The organism is Clostridium hydrogenum (assembly GCF_021432385.1).
In the GTDB taxonomy this organism is placed as follows: Bacteria; Bacillota; Clostridia; order Clostridiales; family Clostridiaceae; genus Clostridium_S; species Clostridium_S hydrogenum.
Window position 1 is genome coordinate 173,877 of the sequence record NZ_JAEACT010000005.1, and the last position, 11,386, is coordinate 185,262.

An 11,386-nucleotide genomic window follows, 5' to 3' on the forward strand; every position below is an offset into this window, starting at 1 on the left:
TATTCTGCTTTTCAAGTTCAATGGTATCTATCTATAATACTCTTAAAGAAACTTTTACATAGGAGTATTTTTATAGTAATATATTAATATAAGGTATGGTTAAAAAGTGAGTAAATAATTATTAACAAAAGGGGATGAAATTATGGATATAAAAAGCATTATAAAATCAGAAAGCCACACTATAAAGTCAAATGACACTATAGATAAGGCTTTAGAACTTATGGGGAAGTTTAAGGTTAATGGTATGCCTGTAGTAGATGATGAGAATAATTTAGTAGGAATGGTTGTTAAAGCTGATATATATAGGTTTATGATAAGCCCTGGACATTATGATACTTGCCCTGTAGAATGGGTTATGTCAAAATCAGTAATATTTGCTGAGGTAAATGATGATTTATTAGTTGCAGCAAAGAAGTTGAGAGAAAACGATATCATATCTATGCCAGTAATTGAAAATGGTAAAGTTATAGGAATTATCAGCATAGAAGACTTGTTAGACTACTTTATAGGAAAAGAAGCTTAAAAATAGAAAACATTATTTAGAGTAGAGAGTAAAGAGTAGAGTGAAGGATACACTTACTAGGGGTTTGGGCATAAGACCATGTAGGTTCTTTAACTTAGTATAAGCATTCTCAATAGTAGTGTGATAAAACTTTGTATATTAATAAACTTACGTCAGGTAAATCTTGAACTTAACTGTTGTCAGCTTCACCGACAACAGCAATCCTGCTATTGCGTAAGCAATCAAAAATAAGTTTTAATATTTTTCAAAGCGTAGCGGAGAAAAATCATCCTTAACTCTACTCTTTGCTCTCTACTCTGATTTAACGTTTTGTTCTATTTTAATACACCAATAAAGTAATATAATGTAAAAACTTCAATAAAGTATTATTTTAAAACTTAATATTATAGTTGAAATTATATTTTTTTAATAGTATAATACTATTGTTACGCAATAAAAGATTAAAAAATATTTGGAGAGATGTCTGAGCGGTTTAAGGAGCACGCCTGGAACGCGTGTGTAGGGGAAACTCTACCGAGGGTTCGAATCCCTCTTTCTCCGCCATTTAATCTTTGCTGTGCTAGACGGGGAGTTAGCGGTGCCTTGTACCTGCAATCCGCTATAGCAGGGTTTAATTCCCCGAACGAGGCTTTTACTTGTGAGGCCTGCCCTATGTATGTTAGTGTTGAGAACTGGGTCCTACGCAATGGAAATTCATGAACCCCGTCAGATCCGGAAGGAAGCAGCGGTAAGTGAACCCTTCCATGTGCCGTAGGGCAACCTGGTTTGAGCTAACTGCATAGGTAACGCTCATAAGTAAATGTCGAATTCGGGGTGCACAGCATTCAATAAAATTTATTAAGAATATATAAGATGCTTTACTTTACTAAGCATCTTTTTTTGTAGTATTATAAAACTGTATATCTAGAGATAAACTGCTTGAAACTTCGAAATTAATTTGTATCAAAATGCCGTCTTCTGGGCATTATGATGCAAATTGATTTTGGTAGTTGAAACTGTATATCTATTATAATTTAAAAGAAGAAGGTGAAAATATGGCATACACTGCTTTATATAGAAAGTGGAGATCCAAAACTTTTGATGAGGTTGTTGGTCAGGAGCATGTTACTGTAACTCTTAAAAACCAAGTCAAAAATAATAGAATAGCACATGCATATTTGCTTTGTGGAACGAGAGGAACTGGAAAGACTTCAACAGCTAAAATTTTATCAAAAGCAGTAAATTGCCTTAATCCTAAAGATGGTGAGCCTTGTAATGAATGTGAAATGTGTAAGAAGATAAACGAGGGCATAGCCATTGATGTTACTGAACTAGATGCAGCATCTAATAATAGTGTTGATGATATAAGAAATATAATTGATGATGTACAATATCCACCACATGAGTCAAAATACAAGGTTTATATAATAGATGAAGTTCACATGCTTTCACAAGGTGCTGTTAACGCATTTTTAAAAACTTTGGAGGAACCACCTCATAATGTTGTGTTTATATTAGCTACTACAGATCCACATAAGCTACCTATAACTATTTTATCAAGGTGCCAGAGATTTGATTTTAAGAGAATAAGAAAAGAAGCAATGGTAGGTAGGCTAAGGCAAATAGTTACTGGTGAAGGTGTTTTTGCAGATGATAGAAGTATTGATTTAATAGCAAGAATGTCTGATGGAGCTCTGCGTGATGCAGTTAGCATTTTGGATCAGGCAATTTCTGTTGGTGATGGTAAAATTGAATATGAAAAAGTACTTGATATGCTTGGACTTGTTACTAATGAATATATATTTAAACTTATGGATTGTGTTATAAATAAGGATGTAGAAGGATGCATAAGAAGTATAGATGAGATAGTTATATCAGGAAAAGAGATAACTATTTTCATAAAGGATTTAATAACCCACATAAGAAATTTAATGATGGTTAAGGTTAGTAATAATCCAGAAGAAGTTTTGGATATGTCCTCTGAGAACCTAAATATGGTAAAGCAGCAATCAAACAAGGTAAGGGTAGAAGAAACAATGAGGTACATAAAAATACTTCAAGAGGCAGAGGAACAAGCTAAAAAAAGCAATAACAGCCGAATATATCTAGAGCTTGCAATTATAAAAATGTGCAAAATTGAATATGATACATCTAGTGAAATTATATTAGCTAGATTAAGTAAACTTGAAAAAGTAATAAGAGAAGGTAACTTTTCGGTAAATAATACTAATAATAAAGTTCATACAGAAAAAGCTGTAAAAAGAGAAGAAGTTCAAGTAGCCAAAGATAATAATGTTCATATTGATCAAACTAATGAAGATGAAGTTATGCCAGTAAAGACAGATGTAACTTTAGATGATGTAAAAAAGATTTGGAGAGATGCAATTGAGATGTTTAGAGCAAACAGGAATATGGTAATGGCTGCGCATTTAAGTAATGGAACACCAACTTCTTGTAAAAATGGTAGTGTAGAAATAAGATTTGATAAAAAGTATAACTTTAGTAAGCAACACCTTGAAAGGGTTCAAAATAATAAAAAAGTAGAAGAAGTAATTTCTAGTATGCTGCATGGAAAGGTCAAGGTTTTTTACACCGTGGATGATAATAATGATAGTGGAGCAGGGCATCTAGGTGGAGATCCAGAGTATGCAATAAGGAAAACTTTTGGTGAAGAAAATGTAAATATTATTGATGAATAGCTGTTTTACTTGTTATTTCTTTTCATATGTCTTAAAATATAAAATATTGTAGTAAAAAAATATTTAAGGAATATTAGGAGGTTTTTTATTATGGCAAAAGGCGGATTCCCAGGAATGGGCGGAGGAAATATGAACAATTTACTTAAGCAGGCACAAAAATTTCAAAAGCAAATGGAAGATATGCAGAAGGAAGCTGAAAATAAAGAATTTACAGCTACAGTTGGTGGTGGCGCAGTAAGTGCTACAGCTACAGGTAAGAAAGTTTTAACAGCAATAAATATAAAACCAGAAGTTGTTGATCCAGATGATGTTGAAATGCTTCAAGATTTAATCTTAACTGCATGTAATGAAGCACTTAAGAAGGCAGACGATGAAACATCAGAAGAAATGAAAAAACTTACAGGCGGAATGAATTTACCTGGAATGTTTTAATTAATATATTGAAAATAATTTTAAACTTTGACGTTTATATGTATGAAAACTGAAATAATCAGGAGTAGAGAATAAAGAGTAAAGAGTAGAGAGTAAAGAGTAGAGTGAAGGGTGATTTACCTTTCCTTGCGTCAGGTAAATCTTAAACTTAGATGTTGATCAGCTTTGCTGAGCAATATATGATGATACGATTGCGTAAGCAATCAAAAATAAGTTTCTAGATTTTTCGTAGCGATAGCGGAGAAAAATCAACCATCATTCTACTCTCTACTCTAAAATAACCATACAATGATTTGGAAGGGGTAAGTTTATAATGGATCTTTATCCAGTAGCAATTGAAAAATTAATAGAAGAATTTGCAAAACTTCCCGGGATAGGATATAAAACTGCGCAAAGACTTACTCTTCACGTTTTAAATTTACCAAAAGAGGAAGTTGAAGAATTTGCAAGTGCCCTTGTAAAGGCAAGGGGAACAATAAAGTATTGCTCTATATGTGGAAATTATACTGATACAGATCCTTGTGCCATATGTGGAAATCCTAATAGGGATAAAAGTACTATATGCGTAGTTGAAGAACCTAGAGATGTTATATCCATGGAAAAGGTAAGGGAATTTAATGGAGTTTATCATGTCCTTCATGGAGCTATATCGCCAATGTCTGGTAGAGGGCCTGATTCTATTAGACTAAGGGAACTTATAAGTAGAATGAATGGAGAAATAAACGAAGTAATAGTAGCAACGAATCCTAATGTTGATGGTGAAGCTACAGCTATGTATATATCAAAGATTTTAAAGCCACTTGGTGTTAAAGTTACGAGAATTGCACATGGAATACCTGTCGGAGGAGACCTTGAATATGCAGATGAAATAACTTTATCAAAAGCGCTTGAGGGTAGAAGAGAAATTTAATATACATACATATACCAGCTCAACTATAAAAATTCATGTGCACCATAATTACTAGAAGACGGCATTTTGGTACAAATGAATTTTAAGTTTCACAATGGTTTATCTTTATTAAAATGAAAGTCATAAATTTTAAATTTTACCATTTGTTAAAACAATATTTAACTTTTTAGGTACAAAACAGGAATACTATTGCCAATTTATGTCTATACTTTTAGTAAGATATAAATTGGGAGGTTTTCTATATGAATAATTGGATACCTGGTAAAAAAGGTGACTTAAACTTGGAGCAGAAAAATTTGCTTTTAGCTATACAAGAGGCCAGGCATGAATGGAAACAATGTTCCGAATACTTTGATGTTGTAAATGAACCTGCGCTTATAGATTATGCAATATATAAAGAAGCAGCGGCTAAATCTAGATATATATATCTTTTAATGCAAGCAAGAAAGATGGACATTAGAGTTAATGGTTATGAAGATGCTCTAGGTGAGGTGGATTCAGACTGAGTTTAGTAATTTAGGGGGATGGATTAAATGGAATATATGGGATACTTTTTAGTGGCTATTATTATAATATTTGTTGTAGTGAAATTGTTATCATGGCCTCTTAAGATGTTATTAAAATTGGTCGCGAATGGTGTTTTAGGAGCGATTCTTTTATTCGTTATAAACATATTCGGAAAATACATAGGTTTAAAAATTGGTATAAATGTGATTACAGCTCTTATAGCGGGGGTATTTGGTATCCCAGGAGTAGTATTTCTTGTTATATTTAAGCTATTTATGTAACAAAAGTTGTACAATATAAAATTATTGCGAAGTAAATCAAGTGAAGGGTTTTAACTTCGCTCTGCTCATTAAAAGACTAACTTTTTCACTTACGTGAAAAGTGAAGGGTTTAACGATGCTACGCACGTTAAAGGTGAACTTTTCGGCTAAAGCCGAAAGTTAAGGTTATTTTTTCTCCGCCTTGCTACGGAAAAATTATAAATTTAAATTAAAGATTTTCCATAGCAAAGCGGAGGAAAATCAACATTTACCTTTTACCGAAGGTAAAACCCTTCACCTTTGACAAGCGTAGCTATGTCAAACCCTTCACTTTTCACATAGTGAAAAAGTTAACCTTTTAACGTGCAAAGCATCGTTAAAAACTTTCACTTGAGTTGCTTCGCAATATTTATTATTTGTGGCACAAATTATTAAACTCTTCCCTAGCTTTTTTAAGAATTTCGGGGTTCTTACATAAGTCTACCGCGGAGTAGGCGAAGGCTTTTACCACCATAAGAGCTTTTTCTTTTGCGTCATCGCTGTTTGCATGTTTAAGGAAATCTTCTTCATGAACTTTTACTGTACCATCTCCGATTTTTATATTTCCGTACATAGTTGGAGCAGCATAGCTTACATTTCCTATATCAGTTGAACCAGGATTTTCGGCCTCATCGCTAAAATCTTCAAATCCAGCTTCAGTAAAATTTTTGTATGCCAATTCTTTAAGTGTAGAATTTACAATAAGATCATCATAGGAATTTTCAAAATTAGATATTTCAAGTTCAGTGCCTGTCATTATGGCAGCACCTCTAGCGCAATTTTTAACTTTTTCAGAAACTTCGTTTAGATAACTGCGCTTAGACGCCCTAATGGATATTCTGCAAGCACAATTATCCGGAACAATATTGGGTGCATATCCACCCTCTGTAATTATGCCGTGAATTCTTACATCTGGTTTAACGTGTTGTCTCAATGCATTTATACCAGCGAAGGTTAGGTTAACTGCATCTAAGGCGTTGATTCCTTCATGGGGATAAGCGGCGGCATGGCTTGCTTTGCCTTTAAATTTAAATTCATAAGAATCCATAGCAAGCGCAGTTGCGTTTAAACTTGTATTTACTGAAAGATGCATTTGAAATACAGCGTCTATATCATCAAACACACCTTTTTTCACCATATCAACTTTTCTTCCTACGGTTTCTTCAGCTGGTGTACCTATGACAACAAGATTACCTTCAAAAATTTTGCCTAGTTTTGATAAAACCAATGCGGCACCAACAGTTGTAGCTGCTATCCAATTGTGGCCACAGGCATGAGCATTTTCCCTTTGGATTCCATAGCCTGGCAAGGCATCATATTCAGATAGAAAAGCTATAGTTGGATAATCAGTATTTCCAAGTTCCGCTCTAAAAGCTGTTTCCATTCCTAAATAAGGATATTCAACCTTGAAGCCATACTTTCTTAGCAAATCAACAAGGTACTTTGAAGATAAAAATTCCTCATCGCCAATCTCTGGATTATCAAATATGTAGTCGCTTATGGCATATATTTCATCTTTTAGCTGTAGTGTTATATTATTTATTTTTTCATGTAAATCCATATTTGTTATCACTCCTTACGTTATGGAGAAATCTTTAAAACAAGCATTATTAAAGGGGATTGTTTTAAAGGTTGTATATTAAGTTTATAAAAAATATTGAACAAGAACAAGAAATTTTTAAAACATAGCCAAATGAAATATTTACAAAGTTTATTTACTTTTTTATGTAAGTTATGCTAAGGTTTAATTACAATCAACATAGGAGAAAGAGTAAATTATGCTTAAAAAAATTAAAAAAAAATATATTAGTATTGCACAACTAATAATATTATTGTGTGCTTTATTAGAAATAACTATTAATATCTCAAACATAGGAAATCATTATAGTTTTCCCAATGGGGATAAAAACAGCGTAGTGGATCTTCAAAATTGGAATTTTGATAAACAAGGAACTGTAAATCTTAATGGTAGCTGGGAGTTTTACTGGAAAAAATTTTATAACTATAAGGATTTTTCTAAAGGTAATGTAAAGCCTGATATATATGTAAATGTACCAAGTGTGTGGAATAGTTACAAAATTAATGGCTCTAATCTTCCTGGTTATGGATATGCTACATATAGGCTTAAGGTAAAAGTCCCTGAAATCAATAAAATGATGGCAGTAAGAATAAGAAATATGTCAGCTGCTTATAAATTATATGTTGATAATAAACTTGTTGCTTCAGGTGGAGAAGTTGGAAGCAGTGCTAAAAATTTTGAACCTGAATATAAAACTGTTACAGCTAATTTTAAAGCAGAAAAAAGGGAATTTAATATAATAGTGCAGGTATCAAATTATTCCTATGCAAGAGGAGGAATGTGGTATTCCATAAAATTAGGAACATCCCATGAAATAGATAGACAAAGACAAGCTTCTATTATGAAAGATTTGCTTTTAATGGGGGCATTGATTGCTATTGCTGTTTATTATATTAGTTTTTTTGCATTGAGGCCAAAGGAACCTGTAAGTATATTATTTGCTTTACTATGTATTATAGCAGCAGCTAGATTATTTGCATATGGTGATTTAAATACACTAGGATATTATGAAAGTGTTTTTTTAGAATATACATTTGATTGTTTATTGCCATTGTTGTTCCTTGTAATAATAAATGAAATGCTGCCAAAGCATATATCGAGAAAAAAAGTTAAGTATCTTGTAATTATTACAATGCTTGAAGTTATTCTATTTACGCTATTGCCTGTACATATATATACAGAATTTGTGTATTTGTTTGAGGTTATATATACCATTTGCGTGCTACTTGCTTTAATAATATCGTTAAGGGCATTTAAAATGAAAGAAAGTAATTCGGTGATTATAGCAGCAGCTTGTATATTGGTAGTAATAAGCTTTGTTAATGATATGTTATTTCAAAATAGTCTTATTTTACACATTAATGATGATATGTCTCCAATTGCTATTTTTATATCTATTATGCTTGAATCATTTGTCCTTTCGAGGAAGTTTGCTGGTGCCTTTACGCAATCAGAAAAGTTATCAAGTGAATTAACTTCTTCATTAGAAAAGGAAAAGGAAATGCAGGAACGACTTCTAAGGCTTGATAAATTAAAGGATGAATTTTTGGCAAATACTTCTCATGAATTAAGAACTCCATTAGGCGGAATAATAAGCATTGCAGAATCAATGGTAAGAGGCGTGAATGGGGCAATTAATGAGATGCAGGAAAAAGACTTGTCTATAATAGTGTCAAGCGGAAGACGATTGTTAAATTTAGTAAATGACATATTGGATATATCAAAGCTTAAAAATAGAGATATAAAGCTTTATAAAAAGAGCCTTGATATAAATAAGATTATCAGTTCTATAGTAAATGTATTTGACTACTTAAATAAGAATGAAGCTGTTAAAATAATTCTTGAAATTCCAGATAACCTTCCATGCGTTCTAGCTGATGAAGATAGATTTAATCAAATTATGTATAATCTTATAGGAAATGCGGTTAAGTTTACAGGAGAAGGGTACATTAAAATATATGCAGCTCAGAAAAGTGACTATGTAGAAATAATTGTAGAAGATACTGGAGAAGGAATGCCAGAAGATAAAGTATCAAAAATATGGGAGGCTTTTGAACAAATTGATACTTCTATAACTCGTAAGCATGGTGGAACGGGACTTGGACTTTATATTACTAAAAAATTAATTGAACTTAATGGAGGTAAAATTACAGTAGAATCAGAATTAGGTATTGGATCAAGATTTATTTTTACTTTACCAGTGAGTGGTGAGAATATAAGTAATGATGATAAAGAAAATACAAATTTACAAATTAAACATATTAATGAAATTGAGTTGCCAAATAAGGTGGTTCAGGGTGGTCATAATGTACTTGTTGTGGATGATGATGTTTTGAATTTATATTCTATAATAAATGTATTAAAGCTTGAAGGGTATAATATTATCCCCGTTAATGGTGGAATTAAAGCCTTAGAGGAGCTTGAAGCGAATAATGATTATTCCTTGGTAATATTAGATGTAATGATGCCTGAAATTTCTGGTTATGAGGTGTGCAGAAAAATAAGAGAAAACAAGACCATGTATGATTTGCCAGTGCTTATGTTAACTGCAAGTAATCAGCAAAATAGCATAGTTTTATCTTTTGAAGCAGGTGCAAATGATTTTCTTACAAAGCCCTTTGAGTATAACGAATTAATATCTAGAGTTAAAACCTTAGTAGAATTAAAGCAAGCTGTTTCAAAGGCATTAAATATGGAAATGGCTTTCTTACAGGCACAGATAAAGCCTCATTTTTTATTTAATGTTTTAAATGCAATTGCAGAGCTTTGCTATGTAAATCCAGAGTATGCAAGTGAAGTAATAGTTAATCTTGCAAGTTATTTAAGGACAAGCTTTAGCGTTACAAACCTAGAAGAATTAATTCCTATAGAAAAAGAGATAGATTATATTAATACATATTTAAAGTTAGAAAAAGCTCGTTTTGGAGATAAGCTTAAAATAGAATATGATTTAAATATTGGTCGTGGAATTATGATACCACCTTTAATAATACAGCCGTTAGTTGAGAATTCTATTATACATGGAATTAGGGGCAGATATGAAACGGGTATGATAAAAATATCCATAGTAAAAGACGAAAAAGAGATTGTAATTAGTGTATGGGATAATGGCAAGGGAATTTCTAAGGGAGAAATAGAACAATTATTAGATGTAAAAAGAGATAGCAAAAGTGTAGGCTTAAAAAATATTAATATGAGATTAAAAAGATTATATGGGAGAGGTATAGATATAAAGAGTAAAGAGGGGGTAGAAACAATAGTTAAAATAGTAATACCAATTAAGGGGGAAGGTAAATGAGGGCAATTGCTGTAGATGATGAAGAATTAGGACTTTCAAGAATCATGAGGTTATTAAAGAAAATCGAATATTTGAGCTATGTAAATGGGTATAACAACCCAAAAGAAGCAATAGAAAATGCTTGTATAGATAATGCAGATATTGCATTTTTAGATATTGAAATGCCTGAAATAAATGGTCTTGTACTCGCAGAAATGCTAATGGAGAAAAATCCTAAAATAGAAGTGATTTTTATTACAGCTTATGATAAATATGCATTGCAAGCCTTTGAGGTTAATGCTATTGGTTATCTATTAAAACCAGTTGAATTAGGCAGTATAAAGCAAAAGCTTGAGAGAGTTTTGCTAAGGCAAGGTGACATTAAAGTAGTAGAAGAAACTAAAAAATTATATATTAAGGTTTTTAAATATTTTTTGGTTAGTGATAGTAAAGATATGAAGAATATTATTGAATTTAGAACTGAAAAGGCTAAGGAATTACTAGGTATTTTATTAAGCCATCAGGGAAAACCAATAACAAAGGATAAAATTATTTATAGACTTTGGCCAGACATGGAAATGGAGAGGGCTGCAAAAAATTTTCATACAACCTGTTATTATGTTAGAAAGGTTATAAAAGAAGCGGGCATTAATAATTTTATTTTACGCAAAGAGCATGGATATAGTATAAATATGAATTACATTGATAGCGATTTAAATAGTTTTTGCAGTGCTATAAGAGAAATAAGAAAAAAGGAACCTCAAATTGGGATTATAAAAGCTGGTTTTTTTGAGTATGGTGGTAGTTATTTTGAAAATGAATATTATGAATGGGCTTACGCAGAAAGAAACTACTATGGTGATTATTTTGAAAATATGGGCATATATTTATCAAACTATTATGAAGGCATAGGACAAATGGACGAGTGCGAAAAAATTTTGAAATATTTATTTAGAGTTAATCCATTATCTGAAAAAGCTTGTTCAAGATTAATTAAAATAAGTATGGAAAAAGGCGATATAATAAATGCTAAAAAAATATATAAAAACTTTCAAAAAAACGTTGATGATGAAATGGGAGAAAAAACTTTAAAAATTTTAGAAGATATAATAGAAAAATACTAAAAAAATAGACAAAACCATAAATAATTATGGTTTTGTTTATTTTTTGTTGAGTTTTGT

The 11,386-nt window shown here is 31.6% G+C and carries 9 protein-coding genes, 1 tRNA gene and 1 other RNA gene; 10 read left to right on the forward strand and 1 reads right to left on the reverse strand.

What is annotated here, in order from left to right; translation table 11 throughout:
• Nucleotides 1-142: 142 nt before the first annotated feature.
• The 8 genes from CUEA01_RS24340 (at nucleotide 143) to CUEA01_RS24375 (ending at nucleotide 5,331) form a co-directional block, all read left to right on the forward strand.
• Nucleotides 143-523, forward strand: coding sequence for a CBS domain-containing protein (locus CUEA01_RS24340; RefSeq protein WP_234125035.1), 381 nt, complete (start codon nucleotides 143-145; stop codon nucleotides 521-523).
• 453 nt (nucleotides 524-976) lie between these two features.
• Nucleotides 977-1,066, forward strand: a tRNA-Ser gene (locus CUEA01_RS24345).
• An 11-nt stretch (nucleotides 1,067-1,077) separates the two neighbouring features.
• Nucleotides 1,078-1,344: signal recognition particle sRNA large type (gene ffs, locus CUEA01_RS24350), an RNA gene on the forward strand.
• A gap of 213 nt (nucleotides 1,345-1,557) precedes the next feature.
• Nucleotides 1,558-3,201 carry a DNA polymerase III subunit gamma/tau gene (gene dnaX / locus CUEA01_RS24355; protein ID WP_234125036.1) on the forward strand — a complete coding sequence of 548 codons (1,644 nt, stop codon included), beginning with the start codon at nucleotides 1,558-1,560 and terminating at the stop codon, nucleotides 3,199-3,201.
• A gap of 90 nt (nucleotides 3,202-3,291) precedes the next feature.
• Nucleotides 3,292-3,633, forward strand: coding sequence for a YbaB/EbfC family nucleoid-associated protein (locus CUEA01_RS24360; RefSeq protein WP_234125039.1), 342 nt, complete (start codon nucleotides 3,292-3,294; stop codon nucleotides 3,631-3,633).
• Between the two features lie 313 nt (nucleotides 3,634-3,946).
• Nucleotides 3,947-4,543, forward strand: a complete 597-nt coding sequence (recR, locus tag CUEA01_RS24365; RefSeq protein ID WP_234125041.1) for a recombination mediator RecR — start codon at nucleotides 3,947-3,949, stop codon at nucleotides 4,541-4,543.
• Between the two features lie 242 nt (nucleotides 4,544-4,785).
• A complete protein-coding gene (locus CUEA01_RS24370) occupies nucleotides 4,786-5,049 on the forward strand; it encodes a YaaL family protein (RefSeq protein WP_234125043.1) in 264 nt (87 codons plus the stop codon).
• 27 nt (nucleotides 5,050-5,076) lie between these two features.
• Nucleotides 5,077-5,331 (forward strand): pro-sigmaK processing inhibitor BofA family protein, encoded by a 255-nt coding sequence (locus CUEA01_RS24375; RefSeq protein WP_234125044.1) that lies wholly within the window; start codon nucleotides 5,077-5,079, stop codon nucleotides 5,329-5,331.
• Nucleotides 5,332-5,722: 391 nt separating this feature from the next.
• Here the strand turns inward: CUEA01_RS24375 and CUEA01_RS24380 are convergent, their stop codons facing one another.
• Complete coding sequence (locus CUEA01_RS24380) at nucleotides 5,723-6,910, reverse strand: M20 family metallopeptidase (protein WP_234125045.1); 1,188 nt, start codon at nucleotides 6,908-6,910, stop codon at nucleotides 5,723-5,725.
• Between the two features lie 217 nt (nucleotides 6,911-7,127).
• Between CUEA01_RS24380 and CUEA01_RS24385 the strand changes: the two genes are divergently transcribed.
• Nucleotides 7,128-10,226: an ATP-binding protein gene (locus CUEA01_RS24385; RefSeq protein WP_234125047.1), complete on the forward strand. Its 3,099-nt coding sequence runs from the start codon at nucleotides 7,128-7,130 to the stop codon at nucleotides 10,224-10,226.
• Nucleotides 10,223-11,329, forward strand: a complete 1,107-nt coding sequence (locus tag CUEA01_RS24390) for a response regulator (RefSeq protein ID WP_234125048.1) — start codon at nucleotides 10,223-10,225, stop codon at nucleotides 11,327-11,329. The genes CUEA01_RS24385 and CUEA01_RS24390 overlap by 4 nt, the downstream gene beginning before the upstream one ends.
• Nucleotides 11,330-11,386: the final 57 nt, after the last annotated feature.

Bases quoted from the DNA above. Each gene is read 5' to 3' on its own strand.
- CUEA01_RS24360 (WP_234125039.1), top strand. From the start codon at position 3,292: ATGGCAAAAGGCGGATTCCCAGGAATGGGCGGAGGAAATATGAACAAT.
- CUEA01_RS24380 (WP_234125045.1), bottom strand. From the start codon at position 6,910: ATGGATTTACATGAAAAAATAAATAATATAACACTACAGCTAAAAGAT.
- CUEA01_RS24375 (WP_234125044.1), top strand. From the start codon at position 5,077: ATGGAATATATGGGATACTTTTTAGTGGCTATTATTATAATATTTGTT.
- dnaX (WP_234125036.1), top strand. From the start codon at position 1,558: ATGGCATACACTGCTTTATATAGAAAGTGGAGATCCAAAACTTTTGAT.
- CUEA01_RS24340 (WP_234125035.1), top strand. From the start codon at position 143: ATGGATATAAAAAGCATTATAAAATCAGAAAGCCACACTATAAAGTCA.
- CUEA01_RS24370 (WP_234125043.1), top strand. From the start codon at position 4,786: ATGAATAATTGGATACCTGGTAAAAAAGGTGACTTAAACTTGGAGCAG.
- CUEA01_RS24385 (WP_234125047.1), top strand. From the start codon at position 7,128: ATGCTTAAAAAAATTAAAAAAAAATATATTAGTATTGCACAACTAATA.
- CUEA01_RS24390 (WP_234125048.1), top strand. From the start codon at position 10,223: ATGAGGGCAATTGCTGTAGATGATGAAGAATTAGGACTTTCAAGAATC.
- recR (WP_234125041.1), top strand. From the start codon at position 3,947: ATGGATCTTTATCCAGTAGCAATTGAAAAATTAATAGAAGAATTTGCA.